Here is a 17,787-nt window from a genome sequence, read left to right as displayed (position 1 = left end):
CCACCCCGCGGTTTGGGGGGGGCGGTGGGGCGCGGTGGGGGGGGGGGGGTGGGTGGGGTGTTGGGCGGGGGGGTGTGCCTGGCTGCCCGCCCCGCGGCCGAGGGGTGAAGCGGTGTGGGTCACCGCAGCCAGGGCATCCGCTGGACGATCGGCAGCCGTGCCCAGACCCGGCCGAGGCCCCAGGTGTCGCCGGCGTTGACCAGCGCCAGCACCGCCAGCACCGCAGCGTAGATCAGGTGGTCGTCCATGAAGGGGTTGTTCTCCGGAGGCAGGACCGCGGTCCACATCATGACCAGGAGCAGTCCGCCGGCCACGGCGGCGACCCGCATGCCGATACCGAGCAGCAGGGCGACACCGATTCCGGCCAGGCCGATCATGAACAGCCAGTCCGCCCAGGCTGCCCCGGCGATGTTGGCGTAGATGTCCTTGAACGGTCCGGTCACGCCGAAGGTGAGGAATCCCTTGGTGGGGCTGCCCCCGTTGATCCAGGCGTTCTTCGACTCGGTGGCCATCCCGAAGCCGAACAGCTTGTCGATGAACGCCCAGAGGAAGATCCAGCCGAGCGCCATCCGGGTGCCGGCCAGGATGTACCGGACGGCCCTCTCCCGGGTGGTGCCCGCCGCCGGAGCGTTGGTCTCGGCGGTGATCCGCTCGGTCGTCGCGGTCATGGTCTCCACGTCCCTTCTCTGCCTCGCACCGCGCTTCTCGGTGGCATCTCAAGTGGACACCCGTCGCACTGTCGGGCAGCAGGGCCGACGGACCGCAACGGCCCGGGACCTTGGACCCCCCACGGCGCGGTCCGGCGACCCTGACGGTGGCCGTTCTCCGGTCGTAGCGTCCGAGGTGGAGTTACGAAAGGGAGGCCGCGATGAGAACCTGGCAGGTGGGCGACGTGATGACCCGGGAGGTCGTGACCGTGGTGGCGGACACCCCGTACCGGGAGATGGTCGACCTGTTGCTGCGCCGCGGCGTGAGCGCGGTGCCGGTGATCGACGGGTTCCGCCGGGTGCTGGGCGTGGTGTCCGAGGCGGACCTGCTGCACCGCATCGAGCGTGCCGGCGAGCCGGCGCAGCGTCGGATCTTCGAGAGCCGCCGACAGCGCGACGCGCGGGGCAAGAGCGAGGCGTTGCTGGCCCGCGATCTGATGACCGCGCCAGCGGTCACCACGTGCCCGCAGGCGTCGTTGCCGGCCGCCGCCCGGCTGCTGGATCACGAACAGGTCAAGCGGCTGCCGGTGCTGGACGACCTGGGTCGGCTGGTCGGCATCGTCAGCCGCGCCGACCTGCTGCGGGTGCACCTGCGCTCGGACGCCGAGATCCGCGAGGACGTGGTGCAGGAGGTGCTGCGTCGGGTGCTCGCCGTGCGGGACGGTCTGGTCACCGTCGAGGTCCGCCATGGCGAGGTCACCCTGGCGGGCCGGTTGGACCGCCGCTCCGCCGTCGACCTAGCCGGCCGGCTCGCGGCCCAGGTCAGTGGCGTCGTTCAGGTGACCAACTCGATCGGTTACGACGCCGATGACACCCTTCCCGATCCGACGCAGGTGATGCCGGTCGCCTGATCATCGCCGCCGGCCCGGCGGCCGGCGCGCCGGCCGCCGGGGCATCGACTTCGCCGGAGCGACTTCGCCGGATCGGCCGCTCGCCTAGGCTCGGGAGCGGCCGGCCGGCGGGGCAGCGCGGCGGGTGCACAGTGGTCGACGCGGGGGGCGCCGGGTGGACGAGGCGACGGTCGCGGTGCCGCTGTGGGCCTGGGCGGCGGTCGGCGCGGTGATCGCCGTGATGCTCGCGATCGACGTGCTCATGCACCGGGACAGCCACGTCATCGAGCTGCGCGAGGCGGTGGTCTGGAGTGCTGTCTGGATCAGCGCCGGCCTGCTGTTCGGGCTGGTCGTCTGGTTCGGCCTGGGCGGCGAGCCGGCCAGCGCCTACTTCTCCGGCTATCTGCTGGAGAAGGCGCTCTCGGTGGACAACGTCTTCGTCTTCGCCCTGATCTTCGGCTATTTCCGGGTCCCGCCGGGCTACCAGCACAAGGTGCTGTTCTGGGGCGTGGTGGGCGCGCTCGTGTTCCGGCTGCTGTTCATCCTCGCCGGTGCCGAGCTGCTGGACCGGCTCGCCTGGGCCGCGTTCGTGCTGGGTGCCTTCCTGGTCTGGACCGGCTGGCGGCTGGCCGTGCGCGGGAAGCCGGACGTGGACCCGGAGCGCAACCTGGTGGTCCGGCTGTTCCGGCGGGTGGTACCCACCGACGCCCAGTACCACGGCGACCGGTTCACCACCCGGGTCGCCGGCCGGCGCCAGGCCACCCTGCTGCTGGTGACGCTGGTCGCCATCGAGGCCACCGACGTGGTGTTCGCCATCGACTCGGTGGCGGCGATCCTCGCCATCACCACCAACACCTTCCTGGTCTGGACGGCCACCGCGTTCGCCGTGCTGGGGCTGCGCAGCCTCTACTTCTGCCTCGCTGGCCTGCTGCGGCACTTCGGTTACCTGCGCTACGGGCTGGCCCTGCTGCTCGCCTTCGCGGGAGTGAAGCTGATCCTGGCCGAGACGCCGGTGGGCAAGCTGCCGGTCTGGTTGACCCTCGCGGTGGTGGTGCTGATCCTGGCCGTCTCCATCGCGGCCAGCATCCTGGCCATCCGGCGCGGCCGCGACGTCGCCTGACCCGCCGCGGTCAGCCGGCCAGCACCGGCCGGGACAGCTGGTCGGCCAGCAGTGCGGGCGCCTCGGCCAGGGACGGGCCGTACCAGGTGAGGTGTCGCCCGGAGAGCAGGGCGCACGGTACGCCCGGAAACGCGTCCGGACCGTCGTCGGCCGTGAACCGGTACGGCTCGTCGGGCAGCACCACCAGCTCCGGCTTGCGCTCACGCAGCTCGGCCAGGCTCGGGCGGGGATAGCGCTCGGGCTGCTGGTCGTACGCGTTGACCACGCCGAGCCGGCGGAGCACGTCGCTGGCGAACGTGTCGTCGGCGAGCACCACCCAGGGTCGACGCCAGACCGGCACCACCGCCCGGCGGGGCGGCGCGAGCCGGGGCGGATCCGCCCACGCCCGCCGGGCCGCCCGCAGCCAGGTCGGCTCCGCCGGCGCACCCAGCTCGGCCAGCAGTTCGGCCAGCTCGGTCAACGCCCCGGAGACGGTACGTGGATAGGTGACCCGCACCGGCACACCGGCCGCCCGCAGCGCCTCCGCGTCGACCCGGCGGTTCTCCTCCACGTTCAGCAGCACCAGGTCCGGCCGCAGTGCCCGGACCCGGTCCAGGTCCGGGTACTTGCTGCCGCCGACCCGGGCGACGTCCAGCCCGGCCGGGTGGCTGCACCAGTCGGTGGCCCCGACCAGCACTCCCGGCAGGGTCAGCGCCACCGCCTCGGTCAGCGACGGCACCAGCGACACCACACGCACCCCGCACACCTCCGTCCGCCACCCGTCCCGGTAGCGATCATGCCGGGTGGCGCGGCGCAGCGCGGGTCAGGGGCGGCCGGGCTCGATCCGGGCGGTCACGTCGAGGTGTGCCGGTTGGCAGTCGGCGGTCGTCGCGAACCGGCGGACCGCGGCGTGGACGTGCTCGCGTACGCCAGCGGCCCCGGCGTCGGCGGTCATGTCCACCCGGATCCACACGTCGGGGCGCGGTGGTGCGCCGGTGAGCATCACCTGGGCGCGGCGTACACCGGGGTTGCCGGTCAGGTCGCGTTCCAGCGCGTGGGCGAGGACCTCGGCGGCCAGTCGGGTACGGCCGGGCCGGCGCCCGGGGTGGCTCAGTGTGCCCCGTAGTGCCCGGCCGGGCCGGCGCAGTTCCCGGTCCAGCAGGCGCTGCCCGGAGAGGGCGACCAGCACTCCGGCCACCGCCGCGGCCAGGGTGCTCCACGGCGCTGCCAGTCGCCACCGGTCCAGCAGCCCGGCGCCGAGCAGTACCGCACCGGGATCACCGCCGGGCAGCACGCCGAAGCTGACGGCAAGCGCCGCCGCTCCGCTCGCCACCAGCAGCAGCGCGATGATGGTCCACAGCAGTCGGTGTGCGGCGTCGGTCATGCGGGCCGCCCTCCGGGCAGCAACCGGACCTCGATCCGGCCGGTGCGCTGCGCGGCGAGTCGGTGTAGCTCCTGGTGCACCGCGAACTCGACCTCGGCGCGGGTCGCCGGGTCGCCGCTGGCGCGCACCCGGGGGCGCCACTGGTCGCCGCGTCGACGGACCCGCACGCGGGCCCGGTGGACGCCCGGCACGGCACGCGCCGCGTCGGCCAGCCGGCGCTCCACACAGCGGCGGTGCAGGTACCAGCCGTCCCGCTCGTCGATGCGCAGCCGGACCGGCGTCCAGCGGCGCAACTGGGCGATCAGGATGGACAGCCCGAGCAGCAACGCCACGCCGGCCAGCGCCCGGACCGTCGGGTCGCGCCACTGGGTGTTGGTCAGCGCGTCGTACCCGCCGGTCCGGGGGAACAGCGGCGCCGGGCGATCCAGCGTGACCAGCAGCGCCTGTACGGCCAGCAGCGCGCCGCCGGCGAGCAGGGCGGCGGCCAGTAGCAGCGAGGCGATCCGGTTGGCGGTCCGCATGTCCGCCTCCGGCCGTCTTGCCGGTCGCCCTGTCCCGGCGCCGTCCGCGCCGGGGACGAGCAGGTCGTCCACCGTGACGGTCACCGCGGCCACGGCGAGCCCGGTGCCGGCGGATACTCGGTCGGCGACCGCCCTCCGGACCGCCTCGGCGACGGCGGGCACGCTGTGCCCGTACGAGGTGACCAGGTGCAGGTCGAGGCCCACGGACCGGTCGGCCAGGCGGACGGCGGCCGGGTGTACGCCGGATACGCCCGGCACCCGGCCGGCCGCGTCGACCGCGATCCGCGCGACGTCCGGAGCCCCGACGGCGCCCCGTTCTCGCCGGTTCGCGCCAACGCGCGGGCTGCTCCCGGTGCTTGGATTCCCGCTGGCGCTCCGGGCTGGGCCGGCGGTCGGGGCGGACGGGCGGGTGGCGATGGGTCGCTGGGGGAGTTTGTGGTGTCGCCCAGCTCGATCAGCGCGGGGTCGCCGGAGGATGGTCGGATCACCAGCCCGGCGAGGCCGGCGAGCAGGGCGAGGGCGGTCACTCTGGCGCGGGCGAGCGCCCAGACTGCCATCGGCGAGGCCGCCGAACTGCTGTCGCGACATGCTGACCTCCCGGCCGGCCCGCTACCGGCGACCCCGCTGGATACACCGGGCGAGGACCTCTGGAACACGACGCTCCTGTGATGCCGGTCACAGTGGCGGTCCAGCGCTGGCACCGTCCGGCCGCCGTTGACGCTTCTACAACGTTGCAATGCCTCCTTCGTCCCCAGGAGGGCCCCAATGCGGGTCCCCTCGGTTCCCTTGACCGATCCGGCAGAAGCACACCATCGAGGGCCCGGTGATGGGCGCGCCGACTAACGGTCGGTCGGCGCGTGGGTCCGGCCGGTTGGGGCGGCGCCGGCCGCACCGCCGAGGCGAGCACCATGATCGACCGCCTAGACTCGGCCCGGCGCGACCGACCGGCGGATGGATCAGGCAGATGACGAGCACCGTCAGCGACGACCTCGGCTGGCTGCGGGCGCTGCCCGCCGACGGTGGGCGGGACACGCTGCTCACCCGCGCCGGCCACCGGGTCCACCCGGCGCGCCGGCTCAGCGAGCTGGTCCAGGGGCGTCCGCCCGGAGTCACCGGCAGCCAGTGGAGCTCGGCCAGCCGGGCCGGCTTCGACTTCGTGATCTGCGCCGCCGACACCGGGCGTCCGATCGTCGCCGTGGAGATCGGCCCGGTCGCTGCGGCCGGCTCGGCACAGCAGCGCGCCGAGCGGCTCAAGGACGCGGTGAGCGCGGCGGTCGGGCTGCCGGTGCTGCGCGTCGGGTCGCCCACGCTGCGGGCGGCCGAGCACGGCCGACGCCTGGTGGAGTACGTGATCGACGCGCGCGCCTACGCGGCGGGCGGCGCCGGGGACGAGGCGGCCCCGGTGGGCTTCCGGGACATCCTCGGGCGGCTGCCGGACGGCCGTACCGGCCCGGTCAACGACCTCGGCGCGTTGGCCCGCGCGGCGGCTGTCGAGGCGTACGTGGCCCGGCGGCTCGCCGACCCGATCGTGCGAGGGCTGCACGTGCGCTGGTCGGACGGCCCCGCGCAGGGATGGAGCTGGGTGCACGTACGCCCCGACGCGTGCCTGGTGGAACGGGTCTCGGTAACCGAGCACCGCTTCTCCTGTGGCATCGACGCGGCCCGGCTTGCCGAGGACCTCGCCACGGTCGCCGTCGGGGAACGGCTACGCGCCGCCGAGATCGGTGGCCCCGATCTGCAACCGCGAGCCGAATTGACCGCGGACATCGTCGCGCTGAGCCAGCGCCGGCACGAACTGGTGGGCGGCTTCGCCTTCGACCACCTCTGCGCCGACTGACCAGCGCCTGCCGCACCTGCTGACCCTTCTCCGCACCGGCTCCGCGTCGGGTCGCGGCAATTTCCTGTGCGCCGGTTGAACCTTCCCGGTCGCCGTCCCGTACTCCTGCGCGAATGAACAGGATCTCCCCATCCGCGTCGACCGGACGCGGGAGACGGTGCGGAAAGGGCATCGTCGGCCATCGACACGTTACCGGGTAGGTCACGGTGGTCGCCGCTGTGGCGTGCCCTCTCACATCCGTCGGTCCGCCGAGGGCAGGAATCCACTACCGGATCGAGAAGGAGAGCAATTCGATGCGCAGGTCCACACGGGCGCGCCGGTCATCCGGCAACGCGCGGAGCAAGCGTCTGCTGGCCGTTGTCGGCACGCTCGTGGTCTTCGGCGGAGTCGTCGCCGTGACCCAGATTTCGTCGGCCCAGGATCGGCGGACGAACAAGCCGCGACCGGCTGCGGGGCAGTGCGTGGAGCCGAGCCCGGGCGCGACCGCGCCGACTGGCGCCGGTTCGACCACCCGGACCTGGCAGAACGGTCGTTGGGTGCGTAACCACTGGGGTGACGGGCAGCAGTCGGTCCCCGAGTGCGAGGACGGCAAGGACGGTACGTCGGGCACCGGCTCGGCCATCGCCTGCCCGGACGTGACGGCGAAGCTGCCGCAGGTGCCGGACCGGGCCCGGGCCGAGGTGGACCGCAACCTCGCGCAGTTGCAGACCCAGATCGCGGAGGCCGACCGCCGGCTGGCCGCCGAGGGCAGCAAGGGTGAGGCGTTCATCCGCAGCTCGATCCTCCAGCCACTGGCCGCCAAGCGACGTGCGGTGCTGGATCGGATCACGACCGCCATCGACCGGGTCGGGCCCCGCCCGCAGGGGCTGGCGCAGCTCGCCGAGTGTCAGGTGCAGCCGACCGGAAGCACGGGCGGCAACAATGGTGGGAACACCGGCGGAAACACCGGCGGAAACACCGGCGGCAACAATGGTGGGAACACCGGCGGCGGCAATAACGGCGGGAACAACGGTGGCGGCAACAACGGTGGCAACGCCCCCGGCGCCGGGCTCGGCGTGCTGGCCAACGACTGCGACGAGAGTCAGCTCCAGCCGCACGACGGCTTCCAGAACGGCAACCGCTGCGTGAGCACCGAGTTCGGTGAGGTCGGCGCTGCCGCCAACAACCCGTCGCTGCTGATCACCCAGTTCCCCGGTGAGGTCGGCCGCAACCAGGCGTTCACCCTGCGGGTCAGCACCCGCAACCTGATCCGGGACCGCTTCCTCGCGGCTGGTCAGGGCGGGTACTACGTGGAGAGCTCGCTGCTCAACGACCAGGGTCTGGTCCGCGGCCACTTCCACACCGCCTGCCGCATGCTGGACAGCCTGACCACCCCGCCGGAGCCGCAGGAGGTGCCCGCGTTCTTCGTGGCCACCGAGGACGGGCGCGGTAGTGCCCAGCCGGACGAGGTGACCATCCAGATCCCGGGTCTGCCGGAGTCGGGTACCGCGCAGTGCGCGGTCTGGGCCGGCGACGGCTCGCACCGGCTGCCGATGATGGAACGCGCCAACCAGACCCCGGCGTTCGACGCGGTGCGTATCGAGGTCAACTGAGTCTGAGTCGACCTGCGGCGGCCGGTCACCCGGGGCGGACAGCCCGGGGTGACCGGCCGCCGCGCCGTGTCTACCGACGGGGAATGACCCATCGGCCCGAAAGGCAGCCGCGGACAATCTGACGGGGCCACGCCGTTTCCGGCGGGCCCCGTCTGTGTGTCGTCCGGTCAGCGGTTCTTGTACGCCTCAACCACCTCGACCGGGATCCGGCCCCGTTCGGAAATCTTGTAGCCGTTCTTGACGGCCCATTCCCGGATGGCCCGGTTCTGCTCCCGATCCATTCCGGCGCCGCTGGGTCGCCCCGGCCGCCGGACTGCGCGAGCGCCCTCAACCGGGCCCCGCCCGATGCGCCGACCCGCATTGATGTACGGATCCAGCGACTTGCGCAGGACGCCGGCATTCTCGTCGGAGACATCGATCGTGTAGGCCACGCCGTCGAGACTGAACTCGACCGTCCGGTCTGCCTTCCCACCGTCAAGGTCGTCGGTCAGCACCGTGATTACTTTTCTCGCCATTGCCGATTACTCCCTGTGTGTGGCGGGATGTGTCCAAAGTCTGACCCACCACCCGGGGAAACCGCAACAATATGCGCCCTTCTCATTTCGGCGCGTCGCGATTGGTTGGCGAGCAAATCCGCGAACGGACGCCGAATCGGGGCGCTGGCCGTCTTCATTCACCCGAGCAGACCGGCGTGTCCGGCGACGGCGGCGGCCTCCGCCCGGTTGGATACCCGCAGCTTCCGCAGCAGCGTGGCGGTCATCCGTTTCACCGTTCGCTCCGAGACGTGCAGTTCCTCGGCGATGTCGACGGTGCTACGGCCGGCGGCGATCGCCCGCAGCAGCCGGCGCTCCTCGTCATCCAGGTCGACCGGTGCGGCGCCGATGTCGTCCGTCGTCGCACCCACCCGGGAGACCGGGCTGGTTCCCCTGGCCCGGACCCGGGTGAAGCTGGTGGTCTTCGCGGCGCTGACCGTGCTCGCCGCCGCCGCCGGGCTGCCCGGCCGGATCGTGGTCGCCCTGGCCGCGATCAGCCTCGCCATCCCGCTCGCCATCCCGCTCGCCGTGGCGATCGCCGGTGGCGGCCGGCTGGCGCGGGAGCTGCTGCTGCCGGCCCGCCGACCGGAGCCGGACAGTGGCCTGGGCCACACCCCGGAACAAGGGGAACGCTTTGTTACTTGAGTGAGACACGCTCAAGTCAACGCGATAGCAGGTGTTCGATGGCAACTCTTCCGGTACTTCCCCTGACCGATGCCGTGCTGCTGCCCGGCATGGTCATCCCGGTGACCCTCGACCCGACCACTCAGGCCGCGGTCGACGCAGCCCGCGCGACCGGTGACCGCAAGCTGCTCGCCGTGCCCCGCATCGACGGCGAGTACGGCCCGGTGGGCGCGGTCGCCACCATCGAGAAGGTGGGACGGCTGCCCGACGGTGAGCCGGCCGCCGTCATCCGTGGCCTGTCCCGGGCCCGGATCGGCTCCGGCGTGCCCGGCCCCGGCGCCGCACTCTGGGTCGAGGCGACCGAACTCGACGAACCCGCCCCCGCTGGCCGGGCCCGGGAGCTCGCCCGCGAGTACCGCGCCCTGACGACCTCCGTGCTCCAGCAGCGGGGCGCCTGGCAGGTCATCGACGCGATGGAGCGGATGACCGACCTCTCCGAGCTGGCCGACTCGGCCGGCTATGCGCCCTGGTTGAGCCTGGAGCAGAAGACCGAACTGCTCGCCGCCCCGGACGTCACCGCCCGGCTGGAGCTGCTGGTCGGCTGGGTGAAGGAACACCTGGCCGAGCAGGAGGTCACCGAGCAGATCAACACCGACGTGCGGGAGGGGCTGGAGAAGTCCCAGCGGGAGTTCCTGCTCCGCCAACAGCTCGCCGCGATCCGCAAGGAGCTGGGTGAGGACGAGCCGGACGGCTCGGCCGACTACCGGTCCCGGGTCGAGGGTGCCGACCTGCCGGAGAAGGTCCGCGAGGCCGCCATGCGGGAGGTCGGCAAGCTGGAGCGGGCCAGTGACGCCTCCCCGGAGGCGGGCTGGATCCGTACCTGGCTGGACACCGTCCTCGAGATGCCGTGGGGCACGCGTACCCAGGACAACACCGACCTCGGCGCGGCCCGGGCGGTGCTCGACGCCGACCACGCCGGCCTGGCCGACGTGAAGGACCGCATCCTGGAGTACCTCGCGGTGCGCAACCGCCGGGCCGAGCGCAACCTCGGCGTGGTCGGCGGTCGCGGCTCCGGCGCGGTGCTCGCCCTCGCCGGCCCGCCCGGGGTCGGCAAGACCAGCCTCGGTGAGTCCGTGGCACGGGCACTCGGGCGCAACTTCGTCCGGGTCTCCCTCGGCGGCGTGCGCGACGAGGCCGAGATCCGCGGCCACCGGCGCACCTACGTCGGCGCGCTGCCCGGTCGGATCGTCCGTGCGCTGCGCGAGGCCGGCTCGATGAACCCGGTCGTGCTCCTCGACGAGGTCGACAAGCTGGCCGCCGGCTACGCCGGTGACCCGGCCGCCGCCCTGCTGGAGGTGCTCGACCCGGCGCAGAACCACACCTTCCGGGACCACTACCTGGAGGTCGACCTCGACCTGTCCGACGTGCTCTTCCTGGCCACCGCCAACGTGGTGGAGTCCATCCCCGGTCCGCTGCTGGACCGGATGGAGCTGGTCACCCTGGACGGGTACACCGAGGACGAGAAGGTCGCCATCGCCCGGGACCACCTGCTGCCCCGGCAGCGGGAGCGGGCCGGGCTGACCGCCGACGAGGTGAGCATCGCCGACGAGGCTCTCGCGCTGATCGCGGGGGAGTACACCCGGGAGGCCGGCGTCCGGCAGCTCGAACGTGGCCTCGCCAAGATTCTGCGCAAGGTGGCGGTGACGCTGGCGACCGACCCGACCCCGGTACGCGTCGACACCGACAACCTCGCCAGCTACCTGGGTCGACCGAAGTTCACCCCGGAATCGGCCGAGCGCACCGCGGTGCCCGGCGTGGCCACCGGCCTCGCCGTCACGGGCGCCGGCGGGGACGTGCTCTTCATCGAGGCGACCAGCATGGAGGGCGAGCCGGGGCTGACCCTGACCGGCCAGCTCGGTGACGTGATGAAGGAGTCGGCGCACATCGCGCTCTCCTACCTGCGCTCCAACGGGCGGCGGTTCGGCATCGACCCGAACGTCCTGGCCGGGCGCCGGATCCACGTCCACTTCCCGGCGGGCGCGGTGCCCAAGGACGGCCCGAGCGCCGGCATCACCATGGTGACCGCGCTGGCGTCGCTGGTCACCGGCCGCCCGGTCCGCCCGGAGTTCGGGATGACCGGCGAGGTGACGCTCTCCGGGCGGGTGCTACCGATCGGCGGGGTGAAGCAGAAGCTGCTCGCTGCGCACCGGGCCGGCCTCACCGAGGTGATCATCCCGGCGCGCAACGAGCCGGATCTGGACGACCTGCCGGCCGAGGTGCGCGAGGCGTTGACCGTGCACACCCTGGCCGACGTCGCCGACGTGCTCGCCCTGGCGCTGCGCCCGGCCGAGGTCGACGCGTTGGACGGCTCGGCGCTCGCCGTGGCCTGACGATCCGACCAGGGAGCCCTCGTCGTCTTCGGACGGCGGGGGCTCCCTGCTGTACGAGTCGATCAGCGAACCGTACTGTCCTGCTCGAACCCCTCAACCACCTCTCCGCCACGAGGCGGCCCCCCGGGAGGAACCCCTGTGAACGTGGTCCTTTGGATCATCCAGATCCTGCTCGCCGTCGTGTTCGGCGGTGCCGGCCTGGCCAAGCTGACCCAGCCCAAGGAGAAGCTGCGCGACCGGATGGGCTGGGTGGACCCCGTTCCGCCGACCCAGGTCAAGGCACTCGGCGCCGTCGAGGTGCTGGCCGCCATCGGGCTCGTACTGCCCGCCCTCACCGGCATCGCCACCGTGCTCACCCCGCTGGCCGCCGTCGGGCTGGTCATCGTCATGATCGGCGGCATTCTGGTACACCTGCGCGACCTGAAGAGGCAGGACACCGAGGACCGGCGCCGGATGGAGATGCAGGGCGCCGTGACCTGCGCGGTGCTGCTCGTCCTCGCCGCGGTGGTGGCGTGGGGCCGGTTCGGCCCGTACTCCTTCTGATCCTCGCGCCGGCGACCGTCGGGTACGACGGTCGCCGGCGGCGCGCTCAGCGGTGGTCGCCGCCGCGATCCCGGCGCACGGTGGCCTTGCGGCCCTTGATGGTGCTGGAACGCAACCCGGAGATCACCTCGTCGGCCACGCCCTGCGGCACCTCCACCAGCGAGAACCGGTCGGCGATCTCGATCGAGCCGATGTCCCGGCCGCTGATCCCGGTCTCCCCGGTGATCGCGCCGACCAGATCCTGCGGGCGCACCCCGGCGCGCCGGCCCAGGCCGACGAAGACCTGGACGGTGTTACCGCCCACACGCGGCCGGCCGCCACCGCGCCGGTCACCGCCCCGGCCCCCGGCCTCCGGCCGACCCTCGCGGGGGCCGCGCACCGGCACCTGCGGGATCTCCTCCTCGTCGTCCGAGCCCGGCGAGGTCACCTCGTGCGCCAGCTTCACGGCGGCGAGAGCGACCTCCATCAGGTCGAACTCGTCGGTCAGCGTCTCCACGATCACCCGGAACGGGTCCAGGTCGTCTTCCAGCAGGCTCTCCCGCAGCGCCGCCTGGGTCAGCTCCAGCCGGCGGGTGCGCATGTCCGCCACCGTGGGGATCTTGTCGATGGTGATCCGCTGGCCGGTCACCCGCTCGATGGTCTTCAGCATCCGGTGCTCACGCGGCTCGGCGAGGGTGATCGCCACGCCCTCCCGCCCCGCCCGGCCCACCCGACCGATCCGGTGCACGTACGACTCCGGCGCCGACGGAACGTCGTAGTTGACCACGTGGGTGAGCTGCTCGACGTCCAACCCGCGGGCCGCCACGTCGGTGGCCACCAGCAGGTCGGCGGTGCCCGCCCGCAGCCGCCCCATCACCCGGTCCCGCTGCTCCTGGCTCATCCCGCCGTGCAGCGCCTCGGACCGGTAGCCCCGGCCGTTCATCGTCTCGGTCAGCCGGTCGACCTCTTCCCGGCTGCGGCAGAACACGATCGCGGCGGTGGGTGACTCCACGTCCAGCACCCGGCCCAGCGCGGCCGGCTTGTGCGCCCGGGTCACGATGTACGCGCTCTGCCGCACCCGGGGCGCCTCACCGGCCACCGTCTGCTCCCGGCCGATCTCGATCCGGACCGGCTCGCGCAGGTGCTGTCGGGCCATCCCGTCGATCCGCGACGGCATGGTGGCCGAGAAGAGTACGGTCTGGCGCTGCGCGGGGGCGTGCTCCAGGATCGCCTCGATGTCCTCGGCGAAGCCCATGTCGAGCATCTCGTCGGCCTCGTCCAGCACCACCGTGGCCAGCCCGCCCAGCCGCAGGGTGCCCCGGGCGATGTGATCGAGCGCCCGCCCCGGGGTGGCCACCACCACGTCGACCCCGCTGTCCAGCGCCCGCAGTTGCCGCCCGATCGGCTGCCCACCGTAGATCGGCAGCACCCGCGCCCCCAGGTCCTTGCCGTAGCGGTGGAACGCCTCGGAGACCTGCACCGCCAGCTCCCGGGTCGGCACCAGCACCAGCGCCACCGGGTCCCCGCCCTGGCGGTGCGGCGGCATCCGGTTCAGCAGCGGCAGCGCGAACGCCGCCGTCTTGCCGGTGCCGGTGGCCGCCTGACCCAGCAGGTCCCGACCCTCCAGAAGCGGTGGGATCGCCTCCCGCTGGATGGGGGTCGGTTCCTCGTAACCGAGGACGGCGAGCGCGCCCAGCAGTTCGGCGCGCAGCCCGAGCTCCGTGAAGGCGTTCGCCTCGTCGGTGCCGTCGGGGGTGGTGTCGGTAGGTGCGTCGTGCTGTGCAGGTGCGGAACTCATGCGCCAAGCCTTTCATCACGCCGCCGCCCCCGCTGCGCCGACCGGCCCAACAGCCGCCTGGCCGCCCTGCCGGCGCGCGGTTGGTCAGCCGCCGGTGGTCAGGATCGCGAGGATCATCACGCCGGCGAGCGTCGCGTCCAGCACCCCGCACCACTCGGCATAGCCGCGCGGCACCACCCGGCCGGTGCGGTGGTGCACCAGGTCCCACCCGGCATGCGCCAGCCAGCCGAACGCCACCAGCCACGCGCCGGTCCGTCCGCCGGCCGTGACCGCGACCAGCGTCAGGGCGACCCAGCCGGCCAGGCCGGCCAGTTGGGTGGCGAGCACGCCTGGACCGCGCAGCGTGCGGCGGATCACGCCGATCAGCAGGTAGCCGCCGGGCAGCGCCAGCATCGTCCAGGGGCTGAGCACCTGTGGGTCGAACACCATGTCCAGGCCCATGAGCAGCGCCAACCCGGTCGGCCAGCGGCGGGCGAGCGCCACCACGGCCGGGTGTCGGCGTACCGGCGCGGGCGCCTCGTGCCGATGCCGCACCGCCACCAGCACCATCGCCGGCACCATCAGCAGATGGCCACCGAGCAGCATCGCGTCGGCGTCCAGCAGGCCGGCCCACATCGGCGCGAACAGCAGCAGGAACGGGACGTACATGGCGGCGGCCATCTCGCCGACCGCGCTCCATCGGTGCGCCCGGTAACGCATCCACACCGTCATACCCACGGTCATGTTGGTGGCCATCACCAGCGCGGCCACCTCCGGTCGATCCAGCGGTCCGGCCAGCCCCAGCGCGGCACCGGCCAGGTCCCACCACGGGGCGAGAAGCAGCATCCCGGCGATCATCGCGAGCGCCATCTCGGCGAGGTGCCACAGCAGCCTTCGCGAACGGCCGGCCGCCGTCGCGGCCGGGGTCATGCCCGGCGCTGCCGGCGAGTCGGGCGGCAGCGACTCGCTCGGTGGTACGGCCAGGGTGTCGGAGTGCGTCCGTGTCGTTTCCATGCCGTCGACCCTGCCCGCGTCCCGGCGCGGTGGGCAGGCTCGTCCGTCACCGGAAAACCGTGCGTTTTGCACGGTCCAACCGTGACAACCGCAGGGGTGGATCGGGCGTCGGGCGGTCCTAGGATCGGTGCGTGGCGAGCGAGGCGGTGACTCCCCGGGCGGACCGCCGGCTGCACCGGGCCCGGCAGGCGACGCTGCTGTCGCTGGCCACCGGCGTCTGGGCGACCGCCCTGCTGCCCGCCGTCGGCCTGAGCCGCGAGCCGGACCCGGGCCGCGTCGCACTCGGCGCGGTCGGCATCCTCGCCTTCGTGGCCACCCAGACCGCCGTGCTGTACGCCGCCGTGACGCCGTGGCTCGACCAGCGCTGGCGGCGTCGCGCCCAGCTGAGCCTGGCCGGGGTGGCGGTGCTGACCGTCCCGCTGGTGGGGCCGGTGGCGGCCGGTGTCTGGCCGACCTGGGCGTGGCTGGGTGCCTCGCTGATCGGGATGGCGCCATTGCTGGTCCGCCTCCCGGCCGGGCTGGCGGTCGCGGCCGGGGTCCTGCTGGTGTCGATGGGCGTGGGGTGGTGGACCGGCGGATCGGTCTGGCACCACCTGGCCGTGACCGGCGGGGTCGGGGTGGGCATCTCCGCGGTCAACGGGTTCCAGGTCTGGTTCTGGGACGTGCTCGTGGAGGCCCGGCAGGGCCAGGCCGCCCAGGCCCGGCTGGCCGCCGCCGAGGAGCGGCTGCGCTTCGCCCGAGACGTGCATGACGTGCTGGGGCACAGCCTCACGGTGATCGCGTTGAAGGCCGAACTCGCCGCGCGGCTCGCCCACGTCGACCCGGAGCGAGCCGGCCGGGAGGCCACCGAGGTGCAGCGCCTCGCCGCGTCCGCGCTGACCGAGGTGCGGGAGACCGTGCACGGCTACCGGGCCGTCGACCTCGGCGAGCAGTTGGCTGCCGTGGTGGGCGTACTGCGTTCCTGTGGGGTGCGCTGCACGGTCGTGCCGCCGCCGGCCGACCTGCCCCAGCGCGCGGCCACCGAGCTGGCGGCGGTGCTGCGCGAGGCGGGGACGAACGTGCTGCGGCACAGCCGGGCCGACTGGTGCCGGATCCACATCCACTGGGAGGACGACGTGGTCAGGATGACGGTGGCCAACGACGGCGCCGACGGGCGGGGCCCGGACGGGCACAGCCACGGCCTGCGCGGGCTGGTCGACCGGCTCGCCGCCGCCGGCGGCGAGCTGCGGGTGCGCCGGGAGGACGGGGTGTTCACGCTCGAGGCCACCGTGCCGGTGGCGTCGTGATCCGCGTCCTGCTCGCCGACGACGAGGATCTGATCCGGGTCGCGGTCGGCGCGCTGCTCGCTCTGGAGCCGGACATCGAGGTGGTGGCCCACGCCGCCGACGGCCCGGCGGCGGTCACCGCGACACTGGCGCACCGCCCCGACGTGGCCGTGGTGGACCTGGAGATGCCTGGCCTGGACGGCATCGGAGTCGCCGCCGAGCTGACCCGCGCCCGCCCCGAATGCGGGGTGGTCGTGCTCACCGGGCACGGCCGTCCGGGGCACCTGCGCCAGGCGTTGACCGCCGGCGCCCGGGGGTTCCTGCCCAAGGGCTCGCCCGGCAGCGCGCTCGCCGACGTGATCCGCCGCGTGCACGCCGGCGGCCGGTACGTCGACCCGTCGCTGGCCGCCGACGCGCTCACCCTGCCCGCGTGCCCCCTGACCCCCCGCGAGCTGGAGACGCTGCGGCTGGCCGAGTTCGGTGCCCCGATCGCGGTGATCGCCCGCCGGGTGCACCTGTCCACCGGCACCGTGCGCAACCATCTCTCCGCCGCAGTGCAGAAGCTCGGCGCGCCTGACCGCGCCGAGGCGATACGCACAGCCCGCAACAACGGCTGGCTCTAACCCCCCAACTCCCCACGCGCCGGGTCCGCGCTGATGCGTCCGCTCCGGTGATCATGAAGTTAGCGACGTCGGCGCCGGCGTGTCGTGACGCTAACTTCATGATCGACGCGGGGGTGGACCAGAGGGAGCGGGGTAGCGGGCGCCGTTGAAGGTGACTCGGAGCGCATACACGGAGTTGCCGGCGGTGATGAACAGGTGGTTCCGTTTCGGGCCGCCGAAGGTGAGGTTGGCGACCGATTCGGGCAGCAGGAGTTTCCCGATGAGGGTGCCGTCGGGGTCGAAGCAGTGCACACCGTCCCAGGCTGCGGCCCACACCCGCCCGGCGTCGTCGACGCGGATGCCGTCGAAGCGGCCGAAATCGCATTCGGCGAAGACCTTCCCGTCGGTCAGAGCGCCGTCGGCGGTGACGTCGAAAACGCGGATGTGGCTGGGTTCCTGTCGGGTGTCGACGATGTAGAGCTGCTGCTCGTCGCCGGAGAAGGCCAGGCCGTTGGGGCGGCAGAAATCGTCGGCGACGATGCGCAGGTCGCCGGTGGCCGGGTCGAGGCGGAACACATAGCAGTCACCGCCGAACTCGTTGTCGCCCCTGTTGCCCTCGTAGTCGGAGTCAATGCCGTAGCTCGGATCGGTGAACCAGATCGTGCCGTCGGCGCGTACCACGACATCGTTGGGGCTGTTGAGGCGCCGACCCTGGTGGCGGTCGGCGAGCACGGTGATCGTGCCGTCGTGCTCGGTGCGGGTGACTCGCCGGTTGCCCTGCTCGCACGTGACAAGCCGGCCCTGGCGGTCCACTGTGTTGCCATTGGCGTAGCCCGAGGTGTTGCGGAAGACGCCGACCGCGCCGGTGCACTCGTCCCAGCGCAACAGCCGGTCGTTGGGGATGTCGCTCCACACCAGGTACCGGCCGGCTGGAAAGTAGGCCGGACCTTCGGTCTTGCGTGCGCCCGTGTACAGCCGTTCGGCGACGAAGTCGCCGTCGAGGTAACGGAACCGCTCGTCGAGCAGGTGGAACTGTGCGGGAACGGTCTCGGTCACCGCCGCGCCTCCTGGATCTTGTGCACAACGTTCG

General features: G+C 72.9%; 18 protein-coding genes. 9 read left to right on the top strand and 9 right to left on the bottom strand.

Features of this window, described 5'->3' with window-relative positions; genetic code table 11:
* Window positions 1-119: 119 nt before the first annotated feature.
* On the bottom strand, window positions 120-677 hold the full coding sequence (locus ABZV00_RS28045; RefSeq protein WP_328416424.1) for a hypothetical protein: 558 nt from the start codon (window positions 675-677) through the stop codon (window positions 120-122).
* Window positions 678-868: 191 nt separating this feature from the next.
* On the opposite strand from ABZV00_RS28045, the gene ABZV00_RS28040 reads away from it, so the two are divergent.
* Together ABZV00_RS28040 and ABZV00_RS28035 are read left to right on the top strand one after the other, a co-directional pair.
* Entirely contained in the window at window positions 869-1,558 is a 690-nt protein-coding gene (locus ABZV00_RS28040; protein WP_355611374.1) for a CBS domain-containing protein, read from the top strand.
* A gap of 154 nt (window positions 1,559-1,712) precedes the next feature.
* Window positions 1,713-2,657, top strand: coding sequence for a TerC family protein (locus ABZV00_RS28035; protein ID WP_355611371.1), 945 nt, complete (start codon window positions 1,713-1,715; stop codon window positions 2,655-2,657).
* A gap of 10 nt (window positions 2,658-2,667) precedes the next feature.
* Here the strand turns inward: ABZV00_RS28035 and ABZV00_RS28030 are convergent, their stop codons facing one another.
* The 3 genes from ABZV00_RS28030 to ABZV00_RS28020 form a co-directional block, all read right to left on the bottom strand.
* The gene (locus ABZV00_RS28030; protein ID WP_355611368.1) at window positions 2,668-3,393 is read right to left on the bottom strand and encodes a helical backbone metal receptor; all 726 of its coding nucleotides are present in this window, start codon (window positions 3,391-3,393) and stop codon (window positions 2,668-2,670) included.
* A 66-nt stretch (window positions 3,394-3,459) separates the two neighbouring features.
* Window positions 3,460-4,020 carry a hypothetical protein gene (locus ABZV00_RS28025; RefSeq protein WP_355611365.1) on the bottom strand — a complete coding sequence of 187 codons (561 nt, stop codon included), beginning with the start codon at window positions 4,018-4,020 and terminating at the stop codon, window positions 3,460-3,462.
* Window positions 4,017-4,799 (bottom strand): Asp23/Gls24 family envelope stress response protein, encoded by a 783-nt coding sequence (locus ABZV00_RS28020; RefSeq protein ID WP_355611362.1) that lies wholly within the window; start codon window positions 4,797-4,799, stop codon window positions 4,017-4,019. Before ABZV00_RS28020 ends, ABZV00_RS28025 begins: the two co-directional genes overlap by 4 nt.
* Window positions 4,800-5,505: 706 nt before the next feature.
* Here ABZV00_RS28020 and ABZV00_RS28015 point away from each other — a divergent pair.
* Both ABZV00_RS28015 and ABZV00_RS28010 read left to right on the top strand, forming a co-directional pair.
* Window positions 5,506-6,378 carry a DUF2726 domain-containing protein gene (locus tag ABZV00_RS28015; RefSeq protein WP_355611359.1) on the top strand — a complete coding sequence of 291 codons (873 nt, stop codon included), beginning with the start codon at window positions 5,506-5,508 and terminating at the stop codon, window positions 6,376-6,378.
* 293 nt (window positions 6,379-6,671) lie between these two features.
* Window positions 6,672-7,970 (top strand): hypothetical protein, encoded by a 1,299-nt coding sequence (locus ABZV00_RS28010; protein WP_355611356.1) that lies wholly within the window; start codon window positions 6,672-6,674, stop codon window positions 7,968-7,970.
* Window positions 7,971-8,137: 167 nt separating this feature from the next.
* Here the strand turns inward: ABZV00_RS28010 and ABZV00_RS28005 are convergent, their stop codons facing one another.
* Both ABZV00_RS28005 and ABZV00_RS28000 read right to left on the bottom strand, forming a co-directional pair.
* A complete protein-coding gene (locus ABZV00_RS28005) occupies window positions 8,138-8,485 on the bottom strand; it encodes an Lsr2 family protein (protein WP_328416437.1) in 348 nt (115 codons plus the stop codon).
* 158 nt (window positions 8,486-8,643) lie between these two features.
* Window positions 8,644-8,874 (bottom strand): helix-turn-helix transcriptional regulator, encoded by a 231-nt coding sequence (locus ABZV00_RS28000; protein ID WP_355611353.1) that lies wholly within the window; start codon window positions 8,872-8,874, stop codon window positions 8,644-8,646.
* Here ABZV00_RS28000 and ABZV00_RS27995 point away from each other — a divergent pair.
* The 3 genes from ABZV00_RS27995 (at window position 8,852) to ABZV00_RS27985 (ending at window position 12,060) form a co-directional block, all read left to right on the top strand.
* On the top strand, window positions 8,852-9,148 hold the full coding sequence (locus ABZV00_RS27995) for a hypothetical protein (protein ID WP_355611351.1): 297 nt from the start codon (window positions 8,852-8,854) through the stop codon (window positions 9,146-9,148). The genes ABZV00_RS28000 and ABZV00_RS27995 overlap by 23 nt on opposite strands.
* 38 nt (window positions 9,149-9,186) lie before the next feature.
* A complete protein-coding gene (gene lon, locus ABZV00_RS27990) occupies window positions 9,187-11,517 on the top strand; it encodes an endopeptidase La (RefSeq protein WP_328416441.1) in 2,331 nt (776 codons plus the stop codon).
* 138 nt (window positions 11,518-11,655) lie between these two features.
* Complete coding sequence (locus ABZV00_RS27985; RefSeq protein ID WP_355611347.1) at window positions 11,656-12,060, top strand: DoxX family protein; 405 nt, start codon at window positions 11,656-11,658, stop codon at window positions 12,058-12,060.
* 46 nt (window positions 12,061-12,106) lie between these two features.
* Here ABZV00_RS27985 and ABZV00_RS27980 read toward each other — a convergent pair whose 3' ends face one another.
* Window positions 12,107-13,837: a DEAD/DEAH box helicase gene (locus tag ABZV00_RS27980; RefSeq protein ID WP_355611344.1), complete on the bottom strand. Its 1,731-nt coding sequence runs from the start codon at window positions 13,835-13,837 to the stop codon at window positions 12,107-12,109.
* 84 nt (window positions 13,838-13,921) lie between these two features.
* Window positions 13,922-14,830 (bottom strand): hypothetical protein, encoded by a 909-nt coding sequence (locus ABZV00_RS27975; protein ID WP_355611341.1) that lies wholly within the window; start codon window positions 14,828-14,830, stop codon window positions 13,922-13,924.
* Between the two features lie 131 nt (window positions 14,831-14,961).
* Here ABZV00_RS27975 and ABZV00_RS27970 point away from each other — a divergent pair, with 131 nt between their 5' ends.
* The gene (locus ABZV00_RS27970) at window positions 14,962-16,116 is read left to right on the top strand and encodes a histidine kinase (protein ID WP_355611338.1); all 1,155 of its coding nucleotides are present in this window, start codon (window positions 14,962-14,964) and stop codon (window positions 16,114-16,116) included.
* Complete coding sequence (locus ABZV00_RS27965) at window positions 16,113-16,718, top strand: response regulator transcription factor (RefSeq protein WP_355611335.1); 606 nt, start codon at window positions 16,113-16,115, stop codon at window positions 16,716-16,718. The genes ABZV00_RS27970 and ABZV00_RS27965 overlap by 4 nt, the downstream gene beginning before the upstream one ends.
* Before the next feature lie 96 nt (window positions 16,719-16,814).
* Here ABZV00_RS27965 and ABZV00_RS27960 read toward each other — a convergent pair whose 3' ends face one another.
* A complete protein-coding gene (locus ABZV00_RS27960; RefSeq protein WP_355611332.1) occupies window positions 16,815-17,753 on the bottom strand; it encodes an SMP-30/gluconolactonase/LRE family protein in 939 nt (312 codons plus the stop codon).
* Between the last annotated feature and the right edge of the window lie 34 nt (window positions 17,754-17,787).

The organism is Micromonospora sp. NPDC005173 (assembly GCF_040608515.1).
Classification (GTDB): Bacteria; Actinomycetota; Actinomycetes; order Mycobacteriales; family Micromonosporaceae; genus Micromonospora.
Note: the sequence above shows the minus strand (reverse complement) of the source record. Positions and strands in the feature narration are given on the sequence as shown.

What these genes read in the sequence shown, in the direction of transcription:
- ABZV00_RS28040 (WP_355611374.1), top strand. Translation starts at nt 869, where the DNA reads ATGAGAACCTGGCAGGTGGGCGACGTGATGACCCGGGAGGTCGTGACC.
- ABZV00_RS28025 (WP_355611365.1), bottom strand. Translation starts at nt 4,020, where the DNA reads ATGACCGACGCCGCACACCGACTGCTGTGGACCATCATCGCGCTGCTG.
- ABZV00_RS28015 (WP_355611359.1), top strand. Translation starts at nt 5,506, where the DNA reads ATGACGAGCACCGTCAGCGACGACCTCGGCTGGCTGCGGGCGCTGCCC.
- ABZV00_RS28010 (WP_355611356.1), top strand. Translation starts at nt 6,672, where the DNA reads ATGCGCAGGTCCACACGGGCGCGCCGGTCATCCGGCAACGCGCGGAGC.
- ABZV00_RS28005 (WP_328416437.1), bottom strand. Translation starts at nt 8,485, where the DNA reads ATGGCGAGAAAAGTAATCACGGTGCTGACCGACGACCTTGACGGTGGG.
- ABZV00_RS27995 (WP_355611351.1), top strand. Translation starts at nt 8,852, where the DNA reads ATGTCGTCCGTCGTCGCACCCACCCGGGAGACCGGGCTGGTTCCCCTG.
- lon (WP_328416441.1), top strand. Translation starts at nt 9,187, where the DNA reads ATGGCAACTCTTCCGGTACTTCCCCTGACCGATGCCGTGCTGCTGCCC.
- ABZV00_RS27980 (WP_355611344.1), bottom strand. Translation starts at nt 13,837, where the DNA reads ATGAGTTCCGCACCTGCACAGCACGACGCACCTACCGACACCACCCCC.
- ABZV00_RS27975 (WP_355611341.1), bottom strand. Translation starts at nt 14,830, where the DNA reads ATGGAAACGACACGGACGCACTCCGACACCCTGGCCGTACCACCGAGC.